General features: G+C 74.7%; 16 protein-coding genes. 2 read left to right on the top strand and 14 right to left on the bottom strand.

Annotated features, from left to right (window positions below):
- Positions 1 to 3: 3 nt before the first annotated feature.
- Positions 4 to 801 carry a LytR/AlgR family response regulator transcription factor gene (locus tag IEY98_RS32020; protein WP_189214454.1) on the bottom strand — a complete coding sequence of 266 codons (798 nt, stop codon included), beginning with the start codon at positions 799 to 801 and terminating at the stop codon, positions 4 to 6.
- Positions 801 to 1,868: a sensor histidine kinase gene (locus tag IEY98_RS32015; RefSeq protein ID WP_189214453.1), complete on the bottom strand. Its 1,068-nt coding sequence runs from the start codon at positions 1,866 to 1,868 to the stop codon at positions 801 to 803. The genes IEY98_RS32020 and IEY98_RS32015 overlap by 1 nt, the downstream gene beginning before the upstream one ends.
- 197 nt (positions 1,869 to 2,065) lie before the next feature.
- Here IEY98_RS32015 and acs point away from each other — a divergent pair, with 197 nt between their 5' ends.
- Positions 2,066 to 4,033, top strand: coding sequence for an acetate--CoA ligase (acs, locus tag IEY98_RS32010; RefSeq protein ID WP_189214452.1), 1,968 nt, complete (start codon positions 2,066 to 2,068; stop codon positions 4,031 to 4,033).
- Positions 4,034 to 4,068: 35 nt separating this feature from the next.
- On the opposite strand, the gene IEY98_RS32005 is transcribed toward acs, so the two are convergent.
- Together IEY98_RS32005 and IEY98_RS32000 are read right to left on the bottom strand one after the other, a co-directional pair.
- Positions 4,069 to 4,767, bottom strand: coding sequence for an SRPBCC family protein (locus IEY98_RS32005; protein ID WP_189214451.1), 699 nt, complete (start codon positions 4,765 to 4,767; stop codon positions 4,069 to 4,071).
- A 99-nt stretch (positions 4,768 to 4,866) separates the two neighbouring features.
- The gene (locus tag IEY98_RS32000; protein WP_373292515.1) at positions 4,867 to 6,732 is read right to left on the bottom strand and encodes an ABC transporter ATP-binding protein; all 1,866 of its coding nucleotides are present in this window, start codon (positions 6,730 to 6,732) and stop codon (positions 4,867 to 4,869) included.
- A 99-nt stretch (positions 6,733 to 6,831) separates the two neighbouring features.
- On the opposite strand from IEY98_RS32000, the gene IEY98_RS31995 reads away from it, so the two are divergent.
- Positions 6,832 to 7,590, top strand: a complete 759-nt coding sequence (locus IEY98_RS31995) for an EI24 domain-containing protein (protein WP_229787849.1) — start codon at positions 6,832 to 6,834, stop codon at positions 7,588 to 7,590.
- On the opposite strand, the gene IEY98_RS31990 is transcribed toward IEY98_RS31995, so the two are convergent.
- From IEY98_RS31990 to IEY98_RS31945, 10 genes are all read right to left on the bottom strand, one after another.
- The gene (locus IEY98_RS31990; protein ID WP_189214449.1) at positions 7,587 to 8,408 is read right to left on the bottom strand and encodes an SAM-dependent methyltransferase; all 822 of its coding nucleotides are present in this window, start codon (positions 8,406 to 8,408) and stop codon (positions 7,587 to 7,589) included. The two genes, IEY98_RS31995 and IEY98_RS31990, sit on opposite strands and share 4 nt — an antisense overlap.
- A gap of 131 nt (positions 8,409 to 8,539) precedes the next feature.
- Positions 8,540 to 9,445, bottom strand: coding sequence for a carbohydrate kinase family protein (locus tag IEY98_RS31985; protein ID WP_189214448.1), 906 nt, complete (start codon positions 9,443 to 9,445; stop codon positions 8,540 to 8,542).
- A 37-nt stretch (positions 9,446 to 9,482) separates the two neighbouring features.
- Entirely contained in the window at positions 9,483 to 9,866 is a 384-nt protein-coding gene (locus IEY98_RS31980) for a nuclear transport factor 2 family protein (RefSeq protein WP_189214447.1), read from the bottom strand.
- Positions 9,867 to 9,884: 18 nt separating this feature from the next.
- Positions 9,885 to 10,772 (bottom strand): helix-turn-helix domain-containing protein, encoded by an 888-nt coding sequence (locus IEY98_RS31975; RefSeq protein WP_189214446.1) that lies wholly within the window; start codon positions 10,770 to 10,772, stop codon positions 9,885 to 9,887.
- A 176-nt stretch (positions 10,773 to 10,948) separates the two neighbouring features.
- Positions 10,949 to 12,211, bottom strand: coding sequence for a PucR family transcriptional regulator (locus IEY98_RS31970; RefSeq protein ID WP_189214445.1), 1,263 nt, complete (start codon positions 12,209 to 12,211; stop codon positions 10,949 to 10,951).
- Positions 12,208 to 13,194, bottom strand: coding sequence for an alpha/beta hydrolase (locus IEY98_RS31965; RefSeq protein ID WP_189214444.1), 987 nt, complete (start codon positions 13,192 to 13,194; stop codon positions 12,208 to 12,210). Before IEY98_RS31965 ends, IEY98_RS31970 begins: the two co-directional genes overlap by 4 nt.
- A 15-nt stretch (positions 13,195 to 13,209) precedes the next feature.
- Positions 13,210 to 14,766, bottom strand: coding sequence for an acyl-CoA carboxylase subunit beta (locus tag IEY98_RS31960; protein ID WP_189214443.1), 1,557 nt, complete (start codon positions 14,764 to 14,766; stop codon positions 13,210 to 13,212).
- 1 nt (position 14,767) lies between these two features.
- Entirely contained in the window at positions 14,768 to 20,914 is a 6,147-nt protein-coding gene (locus tag IEY98_RS31955) for a type I polyketide synthase (protein ID WP_189214442.1), read from the bottom strand.
- Positions 20,911 to 22,617 (bottom strand): fatty acyl-AMP ligase, encoded by a 1,707-nt coding sequence (locus IEY98_RS31950; RefSeq protein WP_189214441.1) that lies wholly within the window; start codon positions 22,615 to 22,617, stop codon positions 20,911 to 20,913. The genes IEY98_RS31955 and IEY98_RS31950 overlap by 4 nt, the downstream gene beginning before the upstream one ends.
- A 106-nt stretch (positions 22,618 to 22,723) precedes the next feature.
- Complete coding sequence (locus IEY98_RS31945; protein ID WP_189214440.1) at positions 22,724 to 24,106, bottom strand: MFS transporter; 1,383 nt, start codon at positions 24,104 to 24,106, stop codon at positions 22,724 to 22,726.
- Between the last annotated feature and the right edge of the window lie 263 nt (positions 24,107 to 24,369).

Genomic DNA, 24,369 nt, shown 5'->3' with positions numbered 1-24,369 from the left:
CGTTCACCGTCTGCCCAGTTCTCCGCGCTGGGCCGCCTGCAGCAGGCGTTCGCGCAGCTCGCGGGCGTGGCGGCGGCTCACGGGCACGTCGCCGAGGTCGGTGTGGGCGAGCATCCCGCCCACGGAGTCGCTGCGCAGCTCGCGCACGCCGTCGATGGCGACCAGGTAGCCGCGGTGCACGCGGACGAAACCGGACTCCTCCCAGTACTCCTGCAGCCGCGAGATCGGCATGCGGACCAGGTGCACTCCGCTGGCGGTGTGCAGGCGGACGTAGTCGCCGTGGGCCTCGGCGTAGCGGACGTCGCCGCGGCGGACGTAGCGGATGCGGCCGTCGGTCTCCACCGGCAGCACGGGCATGGCGTCCGGCTTGGGCGGCGGCGCCTGCTCGCTGGCCTCGGTGGCCCTGCGGGCGGCGACGAAGCGCTCGACCCTGGCCAGCGCGTCGGCCAGGCGCTCGGCGCGGACCGGCTTGAGCAGGTAGTCCAGCGCGCCGATGCCGTAGGCGGAGACGGCGTGCCCGTCGAAGGCGGTGACGAACACGATCGCGGGCGGCTCGCTGAGCTTGGCCAGCAGCGAGGCGAGTTCGAGGCCGTTGAGGCCGGGCATGGAGATGTCGAGGAAGACGCCGTCGAACGGCTCGGCCTGGATCATCTTCAGCGCGCTGAGCGCGTCGGCAGCCGCGCGGACGTCGTCCACCTCGGGGGCGGCGCGCAACAGCCTGCACAGCTCGTCGAGCGCGGCGCGCACGTCGTCCACGGCGAGCACGCGCAGACCACCGCCGCTTCTCGGGTCCCTGCCCATCACGGCATCACTCCCGGGGAGAACATCGGCATTCGGACGATCACCTTCGTCCCGGCGTCCTCTGCGGTTTCGAGGACCAATCCGTACCAGGAGCCGTACACGTTACGCAGCCGCCGATCGACGTTGGCCAGGCCGACGCTGCCCGCGGCGTCGCGGCCCGCCAGCAGCGCCTCGGCCTTGGCGGGAACCATGCCGACGCCGTCGTCCTCGACGGTGATCACGCAGTCGCTGCCCTCCGCCTCGCCGGTGACCTGCACGGTCCCGCCCGCCGACCGCGGCTCGATGCCGTGCCGGACGGCGTTCTCGACCAGCGGCTGCAGGACGAGGTACGGGATCGCCACGGCCAGCACCTCGGGCGCGACCCGCACCTGCACGCGCAGCCGGTCGCCGAGGACCGCGCGCTGCAGCGCCAGGTAGGTCTCGATGGCGTGGAACTCGTCGGCGACGGTGGTGTACTCGCCGTGGCTGGCGAGGCTGTAGCGGTTGTAGTCGGCGAAGTCGAGCATGAGCTCCCGGCTGCGCTCGGGGTCGGAGTGGACCAGCGAGGCGATGACGGTCAGGGCGTTGTAGACGAAGTGCGGGGAGATCTCGGCCCGCAGCGCGCGTAACTCGGCCTGGGCGGCGTGCTCGGCGCTGGCCTCGAGGCGGGCACGTTCGAGGGCGGCGGTGATCCAGTCGGCCACCTCGGCGACCGCAGTGCGGCGCACCTGCCCGGCGACGACCAGCACCCCGGCGAGCTCGTCGTGGACGTGCAGCGGCGTGACGACCAGGGGCGGGCGGCCCGCCCGGGTCTCGTTGTGCAGGACCTGGTCGACCAGTTCCACCCAGCGCGGCCCGTGCGGGACCGTCCCGGCCCAGACCGGGCGGCCGGACAGGTCGGCGAGCCCGACGCCGCTCGCGCCGAGGAGCCTGCGCACGCCCCGGGCGGCGGCGCGGACGCGGGTGCCCGCGAGGCCGTCGGCCAGGTCGTCGGCGATGTGCCGGGCGGAGGCGAGCACCGCCGCCGGGTCGGTCCGCGACCAGGGCAGCCAGGCGCGTGGGGGCTCCCCAGGCTGCGGTGCCGCCATCAGCTCCCCTGTCGTCCCGGACGTGTCGGGGTAGATGTTATGTCCTGTCTCACCTTCTTCGGACAACGCTCGTGGACCGTTCGTCCCCGTCCCCGGACCATCCGTCGCGCGGACCGTCGATCGGCCCCGCGCTCCTCCTACTGTGACCAGCCACACCCGGCGACCCACCCCCAGGCCCGGCGCGGTTCGGAGGATCGATGAGCGGAAAGACCCTGGACAACCTGTCGACCGAGACGCGGGAGTTCGCCCCGCCCGAGGGCTTCTCCGCCCAGGCGAACCTGTCGGCGGCGGCGTACGCGGAGGCGTCGGCGGACCGGCTGGCGTTCTGGGCCGAGCAGGCGCGGAGGCTGGCCTGGGACACCGAGTGGGACCAGGTGCTGGACTGGTCGGACGCCCCGTTCGCGAAGTGGTTCGTCGGCGGCAGGCTCAACGTCGCCTACAACTGCGTGGACCGGCACGTGGAGGCCGGGCTGGGTGAGCGGGTGGCGCTGCACTGGGAGGGCGAGCCCGGCGACACGCGGACGGTGACGTACGGCCAGCTGCGGGACATGGTGTGCCAGGCGGCGAACGGGCTGGCGTTCCTCGGGCTGCGGGCCGGGGACCGGGTGGCGATCCAGATGCCGATGCTGGTCGAGGCCATCGTCGCGATGCTCGCCTGCGCCCGCCTGGGCCTGGTGCACAGCGTGGTGTTCGGCGGGTTCTCACCGGCCGCCCTGCAGTCCCGGATCAACGACGCGCAGGCCCGGGTGCTGATCACGTCGGACGGCCAGTATCGGCGGGGCGAGGCCGTGCCGATGAAGAACCTGACCGACGAGGCGACGGCGCAGACCCCGTCCATCGAGCACGTGGTCGTGGTGCGGCGGACCGGCGCCGAGGTCGACTGGGTCCCGGACCGGGACGTGTGGTGGCACGACCTGGTCGATGACCAGCCGACCACGCATGAGGCGGAGGCGTTCGATTCCGAGCACCCGCTCTTCATCCTCTACACCTCCGGCACCACCGGGAAGCCGAAGGGCATCCTGCACACCAGCGGCGGCTACCTCACCCAGGTCGCCTACACCCACCACGCGGTCTTCGACCTCAAACCCGACACCGACGTCTACTGGTGCACCGCCGACATCGGCTGGGTCACCGGCCACTCCTACATCGTCTACGGCCCCCTCGCCAACGCCGCCACCCAGGTCGTCTACGAAGGCACCCCCAACACCCCCCACCAGGGCCGCCACTTCGAGATCATCGCCAAATACGGCGTCACCATCTACTACACCGCCCCCACGCTGATCCGCACGTTCATGAAGTGGGGGACGGACAACCCCGCCGCCCACGACCTGTCCTCCCTGCGCCTGCTGGGATCGGTGGGCGAGCCGATCAACCCCGAGGCCTGGGTGTGGTACCGCACCCACATCGGCGGTGAGCGCTGCCCGGTGGTCGACACGTGGTGGCAGACCGAGACCGGCGCGATCATGATCAGCCCGCTGCCCGGGGTGACCAAGACCAAACCGGGCTCGGCGCAGGTCCCGCTGCCCGGGATCAGCGCCCAGGTCGTCGACGACACCGGCACCGAGGTCCCCCACGGCTCCGGCGGCTACCTCGTGCTCACCGAACCCTGGCCGGGCATGCTGCGCGGCATCTGGGGCGACCCCGACCGCTTCAAGGAGACGTACTGGTCCCGGTATGCCGAGCAGGGCTACTACTTCGCCGGCGACGGCGCGAAGTACGACAACGACGGCCACATCTGGCTGCTCGGCCGCGTCGATGACGTCATGAACGTGTCGGGACACCGCATCTCCACCACCGAGGTCGAGTCCGCCCTCGTCTCCCACCCCACCGTCGCCGAAGCCGCCGTGGTCGGCGCCAGCGACCCCACCACCGGACAGGGCATCGTCGCCTTCGTCATCCCCCGCGGCAAAGCCGCCACCGACCGCGACACCCACATCACCACGTTGCGCAACCACGTCGCCCAGGAGATCGGGGCGATCGCCAAGCCCCGCCAGATCCTGATCGTGGAGGAGTTGCCGAAGACCCGCAGCGGCAAGATCATGCGCAGGCTCCTACGCGACATCGCCGAGAACCGCGAACTCGGCGACACCACCACCCTCGCCGACCAGACCGTCATGAACCTCATCACCGAAGGCCTGAGCAACCAGAAGGCCGCTGCGGAGTGAGGGGTGGGGGTCCCGGCTGCGGGACCCCCACCGCCCTAGACCCAGCCGCCCACGCGGAGGGCGCCCAGCCACTTCTCCCAGGCCTCGCTGGAGGCTCCGCCGCCGAACAGGTGGTGGGCGACGCCCACCGGCCAGCCCCAGGTGTCGCGGCCGAAGAACCGGTACAGCGCGTCCTCGGTGCGGACGCCGAGGAAGTTCTCGGTGCGGTAGTCCACGATCCCCGACACGCTCCCGTCGGGGGTGGTGAAGCGGACCCGCTCCTCCCCCGAGGCCAGGCCCAGCGCCTCCAGGACGGCGGCGTAGGACATTCCGGCCGGGGCGTCGGCGGAGACGTAGGTGGCCGTGCGGCCGGGGAAGTGCGCCACGTACTGGCCCAGGGTGTGGAAGTAGAGGTCCGTGTGGGCCACGCAGGCCGCCTGCTCGGTGGCGTAGTCGTTCTCGTGCACCCCCTGGTGGACGTAGTCCAGCCGGGTCCCGCCAGGGACCTTCTCCAGGGTGTAGGTCAGCGTGTTGAACCAGCCGTCGTCGCGGGAGGCGTGGGTCGCGAGCCGCCGCTCGGGGTCCCACTCGGTGACGACGCCGTCGTCGAGGCCCTCCTGCCTGCCGCCGACGCGGGGCTCGTAGCTCACCGGCCAGAGCCAGCCGCCCGCGTTGACGGTGAGCGCGTCCCACACGACCGCCGGGGTCGCGGGCAGGACGGCGGTGTAGCGGACCTCGAACTTCTCGCCCTTCATGATCGAACCTTCTCTGTTCGCACCGGCCGGGCGTTCCGGCCGTCACCCACCCGACGGGCGGGGACGGCCGGAATCGACAGTGCTCCCCAGGATATTTCCTCAGGCCGCCGCGGGCTCCTCGGCGAACTGGGTCCGGTGCAGTTCGGCGTAGCGGCCGTCGCGGGCCAGCAGGTCGTCGTGGGTGCCCTGCTCGACGACGCGGCCCGCCTCGATGACCAGGATCTGGTCGGCGGCGCGGATGGTCGACAGCCGGTGGGCGATGACCAGGGCCGTCCTGCCCTGCAGGGCCTCGGTGAGCGCGGCCTGCACCGCCGCCTCCGAGGTCGTGTCCAGGTGCGCGGTGGCCTCGTCGAGGATCACGACCCGAGGGCGGGCCAGGAGCAGGCGGGCGATCGTGAGGCGCTGGCGCTCGCCCCCGGAGAGCCGGTAGCCGCGTTCGCCGACGACCGTCTCCAGCCCGTCCGGCAGGGAGGCGATGAGGTCGGCGAGCCGGGCCCGGCGCAGCGCGTCCCACAGGTCGGCGTCGGAGGCGTCCGGGCGGGCGAAGCGCAGGTTGGCGGCGATGGTGTCGTGGAACAGGTGGCCGTCCTGGGTGACCATGCCGACCGCGCCGCGCAGCGAGTCGGCGCGCAGGTCGCGGACGTCGACGCCGGAGAGCCGGACCGCGCCCGCGTCGACGTCGTAGAGGCGCGGCGCCAGGGACGCGATGGTGGACTTGCCCGCGCCCGACGACCCGACGAGCGCGACCACCTGGCCGGGCTCCACCCGGAACGACACCTCGTGCAGGACCTCCTCGCCGCCCCGGGTGTCGAGCACGGCGACCTCCTCCAGCGAGGCGAGCGACACCTTGTCCGCGGACGGGTAGGCGAAGCGGACCTTGTCGAACTCGACCGAGACCGGGCCGTCGGGGACCTCCCGCGCGTCGGGCTTGTCGGTGATCAGCGGCGGCAGGTCGAGCACCTCGAACACGCGCTCGAAGCTGACGAGCGCGCTCATGATGTCCACGCGGGCGTTGGCCAGCGCGGTCAGCGGCGAGTAGAGGCGGGTCAGCAGCAGGGCGAGCGCCACGACCGCGCCCGCGTCGAGGCTGCCCGCCAGGGCGAGCACGCCGCCGAGGCCGTAGACCAGGGCCAGGGCCAGCGCCGAGACCAGGGTGAGCGCGGTGACGAACACCCACTGCAGCACCGCGCTGCGCACGCCGATGTCGCGCACCCGCCGGGCCCGCACGGCGAACTCGCGGGACTCCTCGTCGGGCCTGCCGAACAGCTTGACCAGGGTCGCGCCGGGCGCGGAGAACCGCTCGGTCATCTGCGTGTTCATGGTGGCGTCGTGGTCGGCGGCCTCGCGGCGCAGCGCGGCCAGCCGGGTGCCCATGCGGCGGGCGGGGAGCACGAACACCGGGAGCAGGACCAGCGACAGCAGCGTCACCTGCCAGGAGATCCCGATCATGACGACTAGCGTCAGGATCAGCGTGACCAGGTTGCCGACCACGCCCGCCAGCGTGTCGCCGAAGGCGCGATGCGCGCCGATGACGTCGTTGTTGAGCCGGGAGACCAGCGCGCCGGTGCGGGTGCGGGTGAAGAACGCGATCGGCATCCGCTGGACATGGTCGAACACCCTGGTGCGCAGGTCGAGGATCATGCCCTCGCCGATGGTCGAGGACAGCCAGCGGTTGACCAGGCCGAGCCCCGCCTCGGCGACGGCGACCCCGGCGATCACCAGCGCCAGCACCACCACGACGCCGGAGGAGTCGCCGCTCACGATCGCCTCGACGACGCGTCCGGCCAGCACGGGCGTGGCCACGGTCAGCGCGGCCAGCACCGTGCTCAGCCCGACGAAGACCGCGAGCCTGCCGCGTAACGGCCGGGCGAACCCGACCACCCGTTTCAGGGTCTGCCGCGTGGGCACCGGCCCGGATCGCGCGCGCATCGTGTTGTAGAGCGACGACCACGCCGCCATCTGCATGTCCACGCTGTTCCTCCGTCGTCGGGTGTGGTGTCGAAGGTAGAAGCTCAAGTAATGTCGAGGTCAAGGCCAGCGGGGCCGGGGCACTACACTGCGCCGGTGATCAACGCGGTGCGTGAGTTCGGGGTCGGGGTAGGGCTGCTGGCCAGGGGTTTCCGGCTGGTCCTGTCGTCTGGGTCGATGCTGCTGAAGGGGGCCGTCCCCGCCCTGCTGAGCAGCCTGGTGCTGTTCGGCGGGCTGGTCGCGCTGGCGGTGAACCTCGGCGACCTGGTGAGCTGGATGACCCCGTTCGCCGACGGATGGTCGCAGACCTGGCAGACAATTCTGCGGATCGGCGTCGGGATCTCCGTCGCTGTGCTCGCCGTCGCCGTGTCGGTGCTGGTGTTCGGCGCCCTGACGCTGATCATCGGCGGCCCGTTCTACGAGAGCATCGCCGAGCAGGTGGAGGACACCGAGCTGGGCGGGGTGCCGTCGGCCCAGCAGGTCGGCTGGGGCCGCTCGGCGTGGATCGGCGTCCGGGACGCGGTCCTGCTGATCGCCCGGATCGTCCTGTGGGGGATCGTGCTGTTCGCGCTGGGCTTCGTGCCGGTGGTCGGGCAGGTGGTCGTGCCGGTGCTGGCGGTGCTCGTCGGGGCGTGGCTGCTGGCCGTGGAGCTGACGGCCATCCCGTTCGTGCGCAGGGGGCAGGGCCTCAAGGAGCGGCGGCGCGCCCTCAAGGGGCGGCGGGCGATGACGCTGGGCTTCGGCACGCCGGTCTACCTGCTGTGCCTGATCCCGCTGGCCGCGCTGGTCGTCTTCCCCGCGGCGATGGCGGGCGGCACGCTCCTCGCGCACCGCGCCTTGACCGAGCCGCGTTAGGGCTTGCGGGCCACCGCGCCGAGCATGAGGTGGTTCATGCCGGTCAGCGGCAGCATCCGCGGTCCGTCCGGCCACCATTCATGCAACAACGACAGGCCGGGCTCCACCATTTCCAGACCGTCGAGGTAGCCCTCGATCGTGGCCCGCCTGCGGTGCACCCCGGCGATCGGGGTGTCCCGCAGCGCCGCGTCGAGCCGGTGGGCCAGGGCGCTGTGCTCGCCGCCGTCCTCCGGGTCGCACTGGTGGGTCAGCAGCACGTACGACCCGCTGGGCAGCAGGTCCACCCAGCCGCGGACGACCTTGGCGGCGACGGCGTCGTCCAGGATGTGGTGGATGACCGAGCACATCATCAGCCCGATCGGCCGGTCGAAGTCGATGACGCGGGCCAACTCCGGCGCCGACAGCGCGGCGTGCGGGTCGGTCAGGTCGCAGGGGGCCATGTGGGTGAGATCGTTGTCCTCTAGCAGCGCCCGCCCGTACGCCTGCACCACGGGGTCGTTGTCCACGTAGACGACGCGCGCGTCCGACCGGTGGCGCTGCACGATCTGGTGGGTGTTGTCCGTCGTCGGCAGGCCGGACCCCAGGTCGATGTACTGGTCGACGCCGTGCGCGGTCGCCAGCAGGCGCAGGCAGCGCAGCACCCAGTCGCGGTGGTCGCGGGCCGCCTGCCTGGCCCCGGGGTCGACCTCCAGGAGGAGGCTGACCAGCGCGCGGTCGGCGGCGTAGTTGTCGCGGCCGCCGAGCAGCGCGTCGACCAACCGGGCTTGGTTGGGCCGGTCGAAGTCGATGACACCGCTGCGCGCGGGCCGTTCGGGCATGCGCTCCCCCGTCGAGACTGAAGCCTTGGACACGCACCGTACCCAACCCCGGACTCCAGGTCACGCCGCGGACGGCCTGCTCCCTCGCGTGGCGCGCGGGTTTCGCCCTTTCGGCGGTAGGCGCGTCACCGTCAGGGCAACAGTCCCCACACGTCGGCCAGGTCGGCGGGCCGCGGCGGGTCCGCCCCGGGCCGGGCGCACGTGCGGGCGGCGACGGTGTTGGCGAAGTCCAGCGCGGCGGCCAGCGCGGCCTCGTCCAGGGCGGACATCGCGCCGAGGCGGCCGGACAGCCAGCGCAGCAGGCCCGCCATGAACGCGTCGCCAGCACCGACGGTGTCCACGACGGCCACCTCGGGCCCGGGCCGGGCGGTCTCCGCGCCGCCGGAGACCGCGTGCGCGCCCTTCGCGCCGAGCGTCACCACGACCAGCGCGGGCCCGTCTGCCCACCGCCGGGCGACCTCGACCGGGTCGGCGCCGGGGTACAGCCACTCCAGGTCTTCCTCGCTGACCTTGACGATGTCGGCCATCGCGACCTGGCGCTCGACGCGCGAGACCGCCGCGTCGTGCTCGCCCGCCAGCGAGGGGCGCATGTTCGGGTCGAGCGAGACGGTCGCGCCCGCTGCCCGGGCGCGCCGCATGGCGTCCTCGACCACGGCCGCGCCCGGTTCCAGCAGGGTCGCCAGCGAGCCGGTGTGCAGGTGGGTCCCCACCGGCAACGCCGTCAGGTCGGTGACGTCCCAGTCGAGCCGGAAGTCGTAGGCGGCCACGCCCTCGGCGTCCGTGGCGGCGAAGGCGACGCTGGTCTGCCCGGTCAGCGCGGGCAGGGCGACCACCTCGACGCCGTCGGCGGCGAGGTGGTCGCGGACCATCCGGCCGAACAGGTCGTCGCCCACCCGGGTGCCCAGCCGGGCGGGGGCGCCGAGCCGGGCGAGGCCGAGCGCGACGTTGGCCGGGCTCCCGCCGGGGTGGGCGACGAAGGTGCGGCCGTCCGGGCCTGCGATCAGGTCGGCCAGCGCCTCGCCAACAACGGTGATCACCTGGGCGTCTCCTCTCCAGCAGGGAGAGCCTGCCACATCAGCCGCGTTCGGAGCGCTCCCACCCGGTCCCGTGGCCGGGCTGGACCATGGTCTGGAACGCCCAGCCGTCCGGGGTCCGGACCAGGATGTCGGCGTAGCGCATCTGGACGTCGCCGTAGGTCGCGTCCGTGAAGACGACGGCCAGGTTGTCTCCCAGCAGGTGCGGGGTGCGCACGGACCGCAGCTCGGCGCCCTCGCCCACGACCTCCTTCATCACCGCGATGAACTCGGCGCGGTCCCAGGTGCGCGCGGCGGCGGTGCCGCCGGGGATGTCGGTCACGACGTTCAGCGGGAAGGTGGCCAGGTCGGCCAGCCCCTCGACGTCCCCGCGGGCGGCGCGGGCGTCGTACTCGGCGAACCAGGCCAGGATCTCGTCAACCATGTCGTACAGTGTACGGGATTACCACGACCAGCGCAGCCCATATTTGCCGGGCGGCAGGTCGAGGCCGAGCGCGTGCGCGGTGTACTCGGAGTCCAGGTCGACGGCGCGCACCCGCTCCATGCCGTCGACCTCGGAGAACTGCACGCAGTGGTGCGGCAGCGCCGCCGGGTGGAAGCAGACCTCGATCAGGTACTCGCGCACCGGCAGCCTGCTGATCCGCTGGTGGCTGACCGCGATCGGCGGCGTGGCGCTGTGCAGCGCGTGCTCGACCACGATCGTCTCCCGGCGGGCCAGCGGGCGGTCGAACACCAACTCGGCGGCGACGAGCCCCGCCTCGTCGTCGATGTCGACCTGGCCGACCGAGCAGTTGCGGACGGGCACGACCACGGGCGCGGGCGAGTCCGGCCCGTCGCCCCAGCAGACGACCACGATCCGGTCGATGCCGTCCTGCTCCGCGCGCAGCACCTGCCGGGTGTGCTGGACCCGCTTGACCCGGTCCGCCCCGATCTCGACGCGGTCGTGCGCGCTGAGCCTGCTGAGCTGGCCGTCCCGGCTCAGGTCGTGCCGGTCGAGGAGCCTGCGCACCTGCTCGACGCGGTGCCATGGCGCCGCCGCGGTGATCGGCTCCACCTCGCGCTTGGCCGCCCAGCCGCGCGGCCTGCGCTCGGGCAGCAGCCTGCGGAGCCCGCCCGCGGGCAAACCCAGCAGGTCCTCCAGCTCGGCGAGCGCGGCCAACGACCGCGCCCGCTCGGGCCTGCTGCGACCCGAACACCAGTAGCTGAGGGTGGCCAGACTGACCGGCGTGCCGCGCCCGCGCAGCTCGGCGGCCAACTTCTCCAGCGTCACCCCCGCCCCGGCGATGGCGGCACGCAGTCCCGTCGCGAAAGGCGGTGGCGGCTCCGTCACCTGGCGCACGCTAGCCGGCCGACCCGATCCCGCAAAGCAACCTGCGACCGGCGGTCCCCCAACCGCGACGAGCCGCCGCCGATCACGTCATGGCATGGCGGGCCGTCATACCGCGATTCGGTCCAGCCCGGAGTCGTCGTTTCGGCAGAGCGGCCCACCGGGCAGACCAGGGCGGGTCAGGCGCCGGGGGCGGGGTCGGCAGGGCCCGGTCCGGGGTCGGCGGGCTTCGGTTGGTGGGCTGGGGGGAGCCAGGCGTGGGCGGCCACCTCCATCAGGAAGCGGTCCTCCGGGTTGGCCAGGTGGTCGCCGAGGAGGGATTCGAGGTGGGTCAGGCGGTAGCGGACCGTTTGGGGGTGGACGGCGAGGAGGGTGGCCGCGGTGTTGACGTCGCCCCGGGCGCGGAGCCAGGCGTGGAGGGTGGTGGCGGCGCGGTCGCGTTGCTTGGTGGTCAGGGGGTGGAGGACGGCTCGGACGCGTTCGGCCATGTGGGCGACCAGCGGCTCGTCGGCGAACATCAGGAGGGTGCCCAGGTGCCGGTCGCAGTGGATCAGGTCGGTCTCGGGGAGGATCCTGCGGTGGCGCAGGGCCAGGGCCCTGCGGGCCACCGCGCGCGAGCGGTGGGCGTCGGCCAGCGGGACCGCGGGGCCGATGGCGGCGCGCCTGCCCGCCAGCGCGGGGCGCAGGGCGTCCACGGCCGCCGGGTCCGGGTCGGGCAGGATCAGGCACGGGTCCGTGCTTTCCAGGTCCACCAGCACATCCCGGCCCAGGGACGGCGGCGGCATGCGCAGGTGGTCGGGGCGGTACTCCAGCACGACGACGGCCACCGAGCCCGGCAGCGGCCAGTCGACGGCGGCGGCGAGGTCGGCCAGGGGCTGGGCCTGGCCGGGCTGGTCGGACAGCACCAGCTTGAGCAGCTGGCGCCGCTTGCGCTCGTAAGACCCGCTCGCCTGCGCCTGGGCCTCGGTGTAGCCCGCGACAGCGACCACGCAGATGTCGTCGACGTAGGCGAAGATCGCCTCGGCCAGGGTGAGCAGGGCGTCGGCGGACATTCCTAGTTCCTGGCCCGCGCGGCCGAGGTGCCGCCACACCGTGCGCGCGCCGACGCGCACGGCCGTCTGCAGGGAGTCCATCGTGCGGCCCTCGAGGAACTCCACCCGCCCGGCGTGACGGAACACCTCAAGCCACTCCGCCCGGGACGCCTGCGGGTCCTCGATGAAGCGGAAGCACTGCATGATCGCCATCTCGACCCCGCCCACCAGCACCTCGCGGAACTTGCCGGTGAGCGGGCGGCGGTAGTCGGGGACGGCGTCGCGGACCGCGGCCACCACGTCGGCGATCATCTTCCCGGCCAGCGGCCGGACCTTCGCCACGCCCTCGGGCACCAGCTCGGCCCAGATGGGCGGGGCGCTCAGCCCGCGCTCGGACGCGGCGGCGGTCACGACGGCAGCCCGAGTCCCCGGGCGAGCACCGGCCAGGACGCCTTGAACTCGCGCTCCCAGTACGGCCAGCTGTGGGTGCCGTCGCCGTAGTAGTTCACCGTCACGGGGATGCCCGAGCGGCGCAGCTTGTCGGTGAACGACCGCGACGACAGCTCCGACAGCGGCTCGATCAGGTCCCAGCCGCCCGGGTCCAGCGGGCCGCCCCGTCCGTTGCCCGACGAGACGTACAGCCCGATCCCGCGCAGCTTCTCCACGTTGTCGTACGGGTTGCGCGCCCGCCAGATCGACCCCTGCAGCCACTCGCTGCCCCACAGGTTGAACGCCGCCAGCCCCTCGGTGGTCAGCAGGCCCTGGATGAACTTCGGCACCCCGTACAGCGTCGTGTTCGGGACCCCGCTGTAGGACGCGGCCGCGCCGAACATGCCCTGGTGGCGGAAGGCGTACGCCATCGCGCCGTACCCGCCGATGGACAGCCCCGCCACGGCCCGCCGGTCGCCTGCGCGGTAGCCGCGCTCCAGGATCTGGCGCAGCTCGGTGACGTGGAAGGTCTCCCAGTCCGGCTTGTTCGACAGTCCGAAGTTCCACCAGGCCGAGTACATGCCCGCGCGGCCGTCGGTGGGCAGGACGGCGATGACGTCCTTGTCGGCGGTGAACTCCTCGACGTCGGTGTAGGCGGTCCAGGACTTGTAGTCCTCGTCCTCGCAGCAGCCGTGCAGCAGGTACAGCACCGGCCACGTGCGGTCCTGGGTGTCGAACCCGCGCGGCAGCAGCAGCCGCACCATCCCGGTCTTGCCGCCCAGCGCGGGCGAGAGGATCTCCAGGTCGAGGATGCGCTCGCCGACGCGGGTCTGGGACACCACGCGCGCGCCGTCGTCGGCCACCGCGGCGGTGGGGGCGGCCTCCGCCCGTTCCGACGGCGCGGACAACGGCACGGCGACCGCGGCTAACACCGCCACCAGCGCGATCCATCTGACACGGGACATGGGGAGACCTCCGGGCTAAAGCGGGATGTTGCCGTGCTTGCGGAAGGGGACGCCGACGGTCTTGCCGCGCAGCAGCCGCAGGGCGCGGGCCACGGCGACGCGGGTGTCGGCGGGATCGATGACGGCGTCGACGTAGCCCAGCTCGGCGGCCAGGTACGGCGAGCTGTGCGAGTGCCGCAGCCGGTCGGCGATCTCGCGCTCGCGCTCGGCCCGCGCCGCGCCGCTCAGCCCGGCCAGCTCGCGGCGGTGCAGCACCTGCACCGCGCCCTCCGCGCCGACGACGGCGATGCGCGCGGTCGGCCAGGCGAGGTTGACGTCGGCCCCCAGGTGCTTGGACCCCATGACCGCGTACCCGCCGCCGTACGCCTTGCGCACCACGACGGTCACCAGCGGCACCGTGGCCTCGGAGTAGGCGTAGACGAGCTTGGCCCCGCGCCGGATGATGCCGCCGCGCTCCTGCTCCACGCCCGGCAGGTAGCCCGGCACGTCGGCGAAGGTCAGGATGGGGATGCCGAAGGCGTCGCAGAACCGGACGAACCGCGCGGCCTTCTCCGAGGCGTCGATGTCGAGCACGCCCGCGTTGTGCGCGGGCTGGTTGGCGACCACGCCCACGGTCCGCCCGGCGACCCGGCCGAACGCGCAGAACATGTTGCGGGCGAAGCCGTCGTGCACGGCCAGCAGGTCGCCGTCGTCGACCACGCGGGAGACGACCTCGGTGACGTCGTAGGCCGCGTTCTCCGAGTCGGGGACGATGCCGCGCAGCTCGTAGTCGGTGGCGGTCAGTCCGGGCGAGGTGTCGTCGGCGTACTCCGGGACGGGGTCGCGGTTGTTGGCGGGCAGGAACCCGAGCAGCGTGCGCACCCAGTCCAGCGCGTCGTCCTCGTCGTCGGCGAGGTGGTGGGCGTTGCCGGAGACGGTGGCGTTGGTGTCGGCGCCGCCGAGCTCGTCGAGGGTCGCCTCGACCCCGGTCGCGGCGCGCACGACGTCCGGCCCGGTGACGACCATGTACGAGGTCTTGCGCACCACGACGGTGAAGTCCGTCAGCGCCGGGGTGTAGACGGCACCGCCCGCGCACGGGCCCAGGATCAGCGAGATCTGCGGGACGACGCCGGACGCGGCAGCGTGTCTGCGGGCCAGGCCCGCGTACCCGGCGAGGGCGGCCACGCCCTCCTGGATGCGCGCGCCGCCGCCGTCGTTGATGCCGACCACCGGGCAGCCGATCTTGACCGCGAGGTCGAGCACCTTCTGCGCGGTGGCCGCCGACGCCTCGCCCAGCGACCCGCCGAACACCGCGAAGTCCTGCGCGTACAGGCACACCGGCCGCCCGTCCACGGTGGCGTGGCCCGCGACGATGCCGTCGCCGTAGGGCCGGTCGTCCTCGCCGCCCCGGTGCCGGGTGAACGCGTCGATCTGCACGAACGACCCCGGGTCGACGAACCGCTCGACGCGCTCGCGCACGGTGAGCTTGCCGCGCGGGTGCTGGCGGTCGGCCGCGCGCTTCTCGGCCTGCCGCACCGCCTCGTCGGCGCGCAGGACCAGGTCCTCGATCCGGGCGTGGGTCGCGTCGGGCATCTCAGACCTCCACGGCTTCCACCGCGGCGTCGAGCAGGCGGGCGAGCACGCCGACCGCGGGCGGGTCGATCATGGACAGGTGGTCGCCCGGCACCCTGCGGACGGTCAGGTCGGCGCAGAACTCGTCCCAGCCGAGGGTGTCGTCGGTGCGCAGGTAGCGCGGGTCGAGCGTGGTCGTCAGCGGGTGCGGGTCGGTCGCGCGCAGCAGCACGACCGGGCCGCCGTACGGCCGGGGCCGGTACCGCTCCGCGACGCGGGCGTCCACATAGGACGTGTACTGGTGGCGCAGCACCGCGTCGCCGATGCCGGGGATCGCGCCGAGGCGGGCCATCACCCAGCCGATCTGGGCGTCCTCGTCGCGGTCGGCGAGGTCGGCAGGCAGGTCCAGCGGGACGCCGTAGGTGCGCTCGACGTGCTCGGCGAACCGGGCGAAGCGGCCCGCGAGCAGCGCGGCGTCCTCGGCGGCCCCGCCGCGCTCCGGCAGGATGGAGTCGATCAGCACGACCTGCTCGACGGTCTCCCCCATCGCGGTCAGCACGTGCGCGGTCTCGTACGCGAGCACGCCGCCGAAGGACCAGCCGCCGAGCCGGTACGGACCGCGCGGCTGGATGCCGCGCAGCAGGGCCGCGTACCGCTCCGCCTTCTCCTCCACTGTGGACACGTCGTCGATGCGCTCGAACCCGTGCACGGGGTAGCCGGGCGGCAGCTCGGCCACCAGCGGCTGGTACACCGTGGTCGGTCCGCCCGCCGGGTGGAACAGGAACAGCGGTCGCCGCCGCCCTTCCGCGCGCAGCGTGTGGACCAGGCCGGAGGTGGGCCGCTCCAGGTCGTCGCGCAGCCGGTCGGCGACGCCCGCGACCGTGTCCAGCTCGGACACCGCGAAGTCCGCGCCCAGGCGCTCGGCCAGCGCGGCGCGGACCGCGGCCAGCGCGGCCGCGTCCCCGCCGAGCGTGGCGAACGCGGTGTGCACGTCGGTCACGGGCGCGCCCAGCGCGTCCGTCCACACGCGGGCCACCCAGCGCTCGGCGGTGTCGCGCGGGCCGATGTCGGCGCGGGGTGTCCGGGCCGCCGGCAGGCCCAGCTCGTCGCCGAGGTGATCGGCGACGTCGCGCAGGCTCGCGCCGCGCAGCAGCAGCGGGACGGGCAGCACCCGGTCGAAGTCCCGTTGGACGGCGGCGCGCAGGCGCATCGCCATCAGCGAGTCCAGGCCCATCCTGGTCAGGGGCGTGGTCGTGTCGACGCGCGCGGGGTCGGCGCCGATGAGCGCGGCGAGGCCGGTGACCAGGCGGTCGAGGACCGCGCCGCGCGGGTCGGGCAGTGCGCGCAGGGCGTCCGGACCGGCCCAGCCGGTGGGCTCGGGTTCCGGCCGGGCGCCCGCGACGGCGGCCAGGAACGGCCTGCGCGCCAACTCGGGGAACAGGGCGAGGGTGCGCGCGCCGTCGAGGCGGGACACGCCCACGCCGGTGCGGCCGTCGGCGAGGAGCGCGCCGATCGCGGCCAGGCCGTCGGCCGGGTCGAGGTCGGCGAGCGCGGCGTTGGCCCTGGCGTCGGCCGCCGCGCCGCGCCACGCGCCGAAGGCGATGGACAGCGCGGGCAGCCCGGCGGCGCGGCGGCGGGCGGCCAGCGCGTCGACCCAGGCGTTGGCGGCGGCGTAGGCGCCCTGGCCGGGGCTGCCGATCAGGCCCGCGACGGAGGTGAGGGCCAGCCACCAGACGTCCGGGTCGTCGACGGCGTCGTGCAGGCGCAGCGCGCCCTCGGCCTTGGGCCGCCAGACCCGGGCGAGCGCGTCGTCGGTCATGGCCGCGACCGGCTCGTCGGCCAGCACGGCCGCGCCGTGGACGACGCCGCGCAGCGGCACGCCGTCGCGGCGGGCGTGGGCGACGAACCGCTCGGCGACGCCGGGTTCGGCGATGTCGCCGACGACGACCTCGACGCCGGGCACGTCCGGGGCCTGCCGCGCGGTGCGTCCGGCCAGCACGATCCGGGTGGCGCCGCGCTCGGCCAGCCACGCGGCGATGTGGCCGCCGAGCTCGCCGAGGCCGCCGGTGATCAGGTAGGCCCCCGGGCCGACGGGCGGCGGCTGGTCGGGGACGGTCACCGGGGCGAGCCGGGCGCGCAGCCGGGTCCCGTCCCGCCAGGCCACCTCGTCGTCCGGGCGGCCCGCGCGGACCTCGGCCGCGACGGCGGCCGGGCCGGACGCGGCGTCGACGTCGAGCAGGGTGGCGCGCAGCTCGGGGTGCTCGAAGGCCAGCACGCGGACCAGGCCGCGCAGGCAGACCAGGTCGGGGTCGCCGGGCTCGGGCCCGTTGCCGCCCTCGGTGACCAGCCAGAGCCGGGGCGGACGGGCGCGCTCGGCCAGCCGGGCGGCGGCGCGCGCCGCACGCGCGGTCACGTCCCTGCCGTCGCCGGAGAGGGTGAGCACCACGTCGCTGGCGTCCTCGTCGTCCACTGTGGACGCGACGGTCCTCGGGGTGTCCGACCCGACGGGCAGCGGGGCGGGCTCCCAGCGGCACTCCAGCGTGCGCGCGCCGTCCGGGTCGGCGACCGAGGTGACCCGCACCCCGGTCGCGGCGAGCAGGACCGTGCCCGCGTCGTCGAGCAGGTAGACCGCGCCGAGCAGGCCGGAGTCGCCGAGCGCGGCCTCGGCCACGCACCGGGTGCCCATGCGGACGTCGCCGAGCAGCCGGACGCGCCCGAACCCGGTGGGCACGTGCCGTCCGCGCACGCCCGGCAGGCCGAGCGCGGCCGCGCCGATGGCCTGCAGGCAGGCGTCGACCAGGGCGGGATGGGCGGCGTAGGCGCCGTGGCCGCCAGCGGCGTCGGGCAGGGCCACCCGTGCGGCGGCGTAGCCGGGCGCGGCGCGGACCTCCGAGAGCCCCTGGAACGCCGGGCCGTAGTCCTGGCCGATGGCGGCGAACGCGGCGTAGAGGTCGATCGGGGCGAGGGCCGCCGGGGCCGCGGGGGCGCGCACGTCCTCGTCGGTGTCGACGCCGACGTGGCCGGTGGCGTGGGTGACCCAGGCGGCGTCGCTGCCCTTGGCGGAGACGGTGACGCGGCCGTCGCGGGTCAGGCTGGTCGACAGGACGGTGTCCGGGTTCGGGGCGAGGAACTCGGCCAGCGCGAGGTCGGTGACCACGACCCGGTCGGCGCCCGTCGCCCGGCGGCCCGCGGCGATGGCGGCCTCCAGGAACGCGGTGCCGGGCAGCACGCCGACGCCGAAGGCGTGGTGGTCGGGCTGCCAGGGCGGCGGGTTCGCGCCGAGGTCGGCCTGCCAGATGTGCCTGCCGTCGTCGGGGACCTCGACGTGCGCGCCGAGCAGCGGGTGCCCGGCCGGTCCCGCGCTCGGCGGCGCGGTCCAGTGCCGCTCGTGCCGCCAGACCGGGCCGGGCAGGTCCAGCACGGGGGCGTCGGGGTAGCGGGCGAGCAGGGCCGCGGAGTCGCCCGCGACGTGCAGGTCGGCCACCGCGCGGGGCCAGTCGCCGCCGCGGCGCAGCGTGGCGATGACCGCGCCTTCGCCGATGGTCTGCTCGACGGCCGCCGCGGCGATCGGGTGCGGGCTGATCTCCAGGAACGTGCGGTGGCCCGCGGCCGCGGCCGCCTCGACGGCCTGCCGGAAGCGCACCGGGGAGCGCAGGTTGGCCGCCCAGTAGTCGATGTCGAACGCGGGCGGGTCGTCATGGACGCTGCTGAAGCACGGCACGACGGCGGGGGCGGCGGCGAGGCCGTCGAGCGCGGCGCGCAGCTCGCCGAGGAACGGGTCGACGTCCGGGGAGTGGCCCGCGCCGACGACCTTGAGCGGCCGCGCCAGCCTGCCCATGCCCTCCACGTGCGCGACCAGGGCCGCGACACCATCGCGGTCGCCGCTGACGGTGCACTGGCCCGGCGCGGCGTGCACCGCGATGCCCACGCCCGGGAAGCGCGGGGCGAGGTCGGCGAACTCGGCGTCGGACAGCTCGACCGCGGCCATCGCGCCGCCGTCGAGGCGGGCCAGCAGCGCCGAGCGGGCGGTGACCACGCGCAGGCCCTGCGCCGGGTCGAGCGCGCCCGCGATCACCGCGGCGGCGACCTCGCCGACGGAGTGGCCGAGCACGGCGGCCGGGTGCACGTCGTGCGCCTGCCACAGCCGGGCCAGCGCGAGCTGCATGCCGAACAGCGCGGGCGCGGCGACGGTCAGGTCCGGCAGGGCGTCGGCGTCGCCGTCCGCGCTCAGCACGTCGAGCAGGGAGAAACCGGCGTCGGCCTGGAACAGCGGGTCGAGGTCGGCGACGGCCTCGGCGAAGGCGGGCTCGCCGGCCAGCAGCTTCGCGCCCATGCCGGGCCAGGACGAGCCGAAGCCGGAGAAGACGAACACCGGGCCCGCGAGGTCCACGGCGGCGGTCCGGACGTCGGCGACGGCGCGCAGCCCGGCGACGGCCTCGGCCCGGTCGGCGGCCACGACGGCGGCCCGCGCGGGCAGGTGGTCGCGGCGGGCGGCGAGCACGGCGGCGACGTCGGCCACCGGCGCGTCCTCGGTCTCCAGCCAGTCGGCCAGCACCGCGGCCCGCTCGCGCACCGCTGCGGCGTCCGGCCCGGACACGGCCAGGATCTCAGGAAGTCCACTGTCGACCGTGGGGGCGGCGGGCAGCGCGGGCCACTCCTCCACGATCACGTGCGCGTTGGTGCCGCCGAAGCCGAACGCGGACACGCCAGCGCAGGCCAGGCCGGAGTAGCGGGGCCAGTCCCGGCCCTCGTCGACGACCCGGAGCCCGAGCCCGTCGAAGTCGATGTGCGGGTTGGGCCGGGTGAAGTGCAGGCTGGCGGGCAGCCTGCCGTGCGCCATGGCGAGCACGACCTTGATCAGGCCCGCGATGCCGGACGCCGCCTCGAGGTGGCCGAGGTTGGACTTGACCGAGCCGAGCAGCAGCGGCCGGTCCCGGTCGCGGCCCGCGCCGAGCACGGCGCCCAGCGCGCCCGCCTCGATCGGGTCGCCGAGCAGCGTGCCGGTGCCGTGCGCCTCGACGTAGTCCACGGTGCCCGGGTCGACGCCCGCCTCGGGGTAGACGTCGGCCAGCAGCGCGGCCTGGGCGGCGGGGTTGGGGGCGAGCAGGCCGTTGGAGCGGCCGTCGGAGTTGACCGCGCTGCCGCGCAGGACGGCGAGCACGCGGTCGCCCGCGGCGCGCGCGTCGGACAGGCGGCGCAGCACGACGACGCCGCAGCCCTCGGCGCGGGCGATCCCGTCGGCGGCCGCGTCGAACGCCTTGCACCGCCCGTCGGCGGCCAGCGCGCCCGCGCGCTGGAACCCGGCGGTGATGCCGGGGGTGAGCAGCACGTTGACCCCGCCCGCGAGCGCGAGGTCGGCCTCGCCGGAGCGCAGCGCGGCGATCGCGGTGTGCACGGCGACCAGCGACGACGAGCACGCGGTGTCGATCACCTGGCTCGGGCCGCGCAGGTCGAGCAGGTAGGACAGGCGGTTGGCCACGACCGACGCGGCAGCGCCCGAGCTGGCCCACGCCTCGGCGGCGGCCGGGTCGGCGAGGGTGAACGTGCCGTACTCGGTGGAGGACACTCCCATGTAGACGCCGGTGCGGCTGCCGCGCAGCGTGCTCGGCGCGATGCCCGCGTGCTCCAGCGCCGCCCACGCCACCTCCAGCGTGATGCGCTGCTGGGGGTCCATGACGGCGGCCTCGCGCGGGGTGATGCCGAAGAAGCCCGCGTCGAAGCCCGCGACGTCGTCGAGCCAGCCGCCGTGGACCGGCAGCCCGGCGAGCACGTGCTCGGGGGCGGTCCACCGGCCGTCCGGGCGGGCGCCGATCGCGTCGGCGGCGTCGTCCAGCAGGCGCCAGAAGTCGGCCGGGCCCTCGACGCCGCCGGGCAGCCTGCAGCCGATGCCGACGACCGCGATGGGCTCGGTGGGGGCCGCCGAGACGCGCTCGACGGGCGCGGCGCCGGACTCGGCGGTGACCGCGGCGGCCAGGGCGGAGATCGTCGGGTGCTGGTAGGCCAGGGTCGGCGCGAGCGGGGCGCCGACGCGGTCGCCCAGCTCGGCGACGAGGCGGACCATGTCGCGGGAGGACAGCCCGTACTCGTGCAGCGGGCGGTCGGGGCGCACGTCGGTCACCCCGGTGGTCTCGGTGACCCAGGCGGTCAGCCACGCCGTGATGTCGTTCATGCCGTGGCCACGGCGTCGAGGGCGCCCGCGAGGTAGCGGTCGCGGCAGGCGGCGCGCGAGATCTTGCCGCTGGACGTGCGGGGAAGTGAGTCGGGGGGCACCAGGACCACGTCGCGGAGGGGCAGCCCGTGGCGGCGGGCGACAGCGGCGCGGACGGCGGCCACCACCGCGTCGGTGTCGTGCTCGGCAGCGTTCTTCGCCCACTCGGCGAGCACGACGGCGCTCTCCCCCTCCGGGCCCGTCACGGCGAACGCGGCGGCGTTGCGCGGGCGGATGGCGGCGTGCGCGGTCTCGGCGGTGCGCTCGACGTCGTGCGGGTAGTGGTTGCGCCCGTCGACGACGATGAGGTCCTTGATCCGGCCGGTGATGTGGAGCTCGTCGCCCACGACGACGCCGAGGTCGCCGGTCGCCAGCCACCGGCCGTCGCCGTCGAGCTCGTTGTCGAACGCGGCTGCGGTCTCCAGCGGCCTGCCCCAGTAGCCCGCGGCGACGTTCGGGCCGCTGACCCAGATCTCGCCGACCCGGCCCGGCGGGCAGGGGCGGCGGGTGGCCGGGTCGACGACCTCGACCCGCTGGCCGATCGGGACGCCGCACGCGACGACCCGCATGGGTTCGGCGGTGTCCGGCCCGGCCTCGACGGCGCGCCCGGCGGCGAGCGCGGCGCGGTCGAACGAGCGGACGGTCGGGCTGTCGGCCGCGGTGACGAACACGGTCGCCTCGGCCAGGCCGTAGGAGGGGCGGTGGACGTTCGGGCGCAGGCCGCAGAGCGCGAACGCGGCCCGGAAGCGCTCGATCGCGTTCTCCTGCACCGGCTCGCTGCCGTCGATGAGGGCGAGCACGCCGTCCAGGCGCAGCCGGGCCTTCTCCCAGTCGTTGACCCGGGAGGCGCAGTAGGCGTAGGCGAAGCTGGGGGCCGCGGAGATCGAGCCGGGGTTGGCGGACAGGGCGCGCAGCCAGCGCTCCGGGCGCTCGATGAAGGCCAGCGGGTCCATCAGGACGGTGCGCAGGCCGTTCAGCAGCGGGGCGGCCACGGAGAGCATCAGGCCCATGTCGTGGAACAGCGGCAGCCAGCTCACCGTGACGGTCCCCTGCACCGCGCGGTAGGCGGTGACGGCCTGCTGGGCGTTGGCGACGACGTTCGCGTGAGTGACCATGACGCCGCGCGGATTGCCGGTGGAGCCGGAGGTGTACTGCAGGTACGCGACGGCGTCGGGGTCGAGCCGGACGGGGTCGAAGTGCGGGCCGATCGCGGCGGGCAGCGTGTCGACGCAGATGACGCGGTCGTCGGGCAGGCGGTTCGCCCGCAGGAACGCGGTGACGCCGTCGACATTGTCCTGTGTGGTCAGTACCGTGCGGGCGCCGCAGTCGCGCAGCGAGGAGGCGAGGCGGTCGGCGTGGCCGGGCAGGTCCGGGGTGAACAGCGGCACCGCGACCACCCCGGCGCGCAGCGCGCCGAGGAACGCCACGAGGTAGTCCGGGGTCTGCCCGGCCAGGATCGCCACCGGCTCGCCCGGGGCGACGCGGCGCTGCAGCCAGGCGGCGACGGCGCGGGCGCGCTCGTCGTAGGCGCGCCAGGTCATCGGCGTCCGGGCGCCGCCGGAATGGGTGCGGAAGTCCCAGTGGTCCACGGCAACCGCGTCGGGCAGCCGGGCGGCCCACGCGCCCAGCAGCGCGGGGAGGTCGTGCAGGGTCGGTGAACTCATCTGCTCTGTCCTTCACCCCGGAAATGAAAGAAAACACACCACCGTTTTTTCGGCGAATTCGGAACGTCACGTTAATTGTCACGCCGGGGACGCGTCAACGACGCGCTCATGCGGTCGATTGCGCGGCCGTCGATTTGTCAGCCTGATGAGCTGAATTCCGCGATGGCTTGTCGAGCGGACACAAGGTCCACACCAGCGCCGCGGCGGCCAATTGCCCGGCAGCGGCGGCCGCCAGCGCCCAGGTGTAGCCGGAGACCAGGTCGGCGGCCGCGACGACCAGCGCGATCAGCGCGACGCCCAGCGCGCCAGCGAACTCCCGGGCCGCGCCGAGCAGCCCGGACACCGCGCCCGCCGCCCGCTCCCCCGCCGCGTCCAGGGCGAGGGTGGTGAGCGGGACGGTGGCCGCTGAGCCGATGCCGATCAGGACCAGGCCGGGCATCCGGGGCCACAGCAGCGGGATGTGGTCGACGGCGGCGATGGCGACCAGGCCAGCGGCGACGACGGCCAGCCCGCCCGCGGCCACGGCGGCCTGGCCGTGGGCCCGCGACAGCCGGGGGACGAACGGCGCGGCGAGGATGAGCGCGCCCGCGACCGCGGCCAGCGGCAGCGCGGCCTCGGCGGGGCCCAGGCCGAGCCAGCGCTGGTGCACCAGCGGGGTCACCACGGACACGCCGGTCACCCCCAATCCCCAGAGCGCTTGGGCGACGACGGTGACGCGCACGGTGCGGCTGGCGAGGAGCTCGCGGGGCAGGATCGGCGCGTGGCGCTCCCGCACGGCGAACGCCGCGGCGGCGGCGAGGCCCAGCGCGACGAGCGGCCCGGCGACGGCGTGGCCGTCGGCCAGGACGAGCAGCCCGCCGGTCAGCAACGCCATCGCGGCGGCGGCCAGCCCGCCCCCGAGAACCCCGACCCGCCCCGGCCGCGGCGGCGGCGCGGGCTCGGGCAGCACGGCGACGCCGAGAGCGACGATGGGCAGGAATCCCCAGAACACCCAGGTCCAGTGCAGGTGCTCGGCGGTCAGCCCACCCAGCGCGGGCCCGCCCGCGAGCGCGGCGGCGAGGCACACCGCCCACAGCGCCGCACCCTTCGGCCGGTCGTGGTCGCTCAGCCGGGTCCGGATGACGCCGAGCGCGGCAGGCACCAACAACGCCGCCGCCGCCCCCTGCGCCGCCCGTCCACCGAGCAGGACCCCAACCCCGAACCGCGCACCGAGCGCGGCGAGCACGGTCCCCGCGGCGAACCCGAACAGCCCCAACCGCAACGCCCTGCGCTCCCCCACCCGATCGACGAACGCCCCCGCGGAGAGCAGCAACCCGGCAAAGGGAACCAGATAGGCAGCCGTGATCGCCTGCGTCGCGGCAAGCCCCAACCCGAGATCACCCCCAATAGACGGCGCCGCCGCGGCCACGACGGTGTTGTCCGCCGCGGTGAGAAACGCGACCCCGCCCGCAGTGGCGAACACCCGGCCCCGCGCCGACAACCCCCTCACGTCACACCCCGACCGCCACTCGGCGGCAACCGGCCATCCAACCCCGCTCCGGGCGCCCCTTCCTCACACGCCCCGCCGCCCAAAATCCCCGACCAGACGACGAAACCCAGCCGCGATCCCCCTCGCCGCCCCAGGCCCCCACCATCCGACCCCGGCCGCCCTACCTCGCGTGCCCCTCCACCCGAAGCCCCCGACCAGACGGCGAAACCCAACCGCGATCCCCCTCGCCGCCGCAAGCTCCAGACCCACCGCCCAACACCCGA

The organism is Actinokineospora fastidiosa, assembly GCF_014648415.1.
Classification (GTDB): domain Bacteria; phylum Actinomycetota; class Actinomycetes; order Mycobacteriales; family Pseudonocardiaceae; genus Actinokineospora; species Actinokineospora fastidiosa.
Note: the sequence above shows the minus strand (reverse complement) of the source record. Positions and strands in the feature narration are given on the sequence as shown.

Bases quoted from the DNA above. Each gene is read 5' to 3' on its own strand.
- IEY98_RS32020 (WP_189214454.1), bottom strand. From the start codon at position 801: ATGGGCAGGGACCCGAGAAGCGGCGGTGGTCTGCGCGTGCTCGCCGTG.
- IEY98_RS32015 (WP_189214453.1), bottom strand. From the start codon at position 1,868: ATGGCGGCACCGCAGCCTGGGGAGCCCCCACGCGCCTGGCTGCCCTGG.
- acs (WP_189214452.1), top strand. From the start codon at position 2,066: ATGAGCGGAAAGACCCTGGACAACCTGTCGACCGAGACGCGGGAGTTC.
- IEY98_RS32005 (WP_189214451.1), bottom strand. From the start codon at position 4,767: ATGAAGGGCGAGAAGTTCGAGGTCCGCTACACCGCCGTCCTGCCCGCG.
- IEY98_RS32000 (WP_373292515.1), bottom strand. From the start codon at position 6,732: ATGCAGATGGCGGCGTGGTCGTCGCTCTACAACACGATGCGCGCGCGA.
- IEY98_RS31990 (WP_189214449.1), bottom strand. From the start codon at position 8,408: ATGCCCGAACGGCCCGCGCGCAGCGGTGTCATCGACTTCGACCGGCCC.
- IEY98_RS31980 (WP_189214447.1), bottom strand. From the start codon at position 9,866: ATGGTTGACGAGATCCTGGCCTGGTTCGCCGAGTACGACGCCCGCGCC.
- IEY98_RS31965 (WP_189214444.1), bottom strand. From the start codon at position 13,194: ATGTCCCGTGTCAGATGGATCGCGCTGGTGGCGGTGTTAGCCGCGGTC.
- IEY98_RS31960 (WP_189214443.1), bottom strand. From the start codon at position 14,766: ATGCCCGACGCGACCCACGCCCGGATCGAGGACCTGGTCCTGCGCGCC.
- IEY98_RS31955 (WP_189214442.1), bottom strand. From the start codon at position 20,914: ATGAACGACATCACGGCGTGGCTGACCGCCTGGGTCACCGAGACCACC.
- IEY98_RS31950 (WP_189214441.1), bottom strand. From the start codon at position 22,617: ATGAGTTCACCGACCCTGCACGACCTCCCCGCGCTGCTGGGCGCGTGG.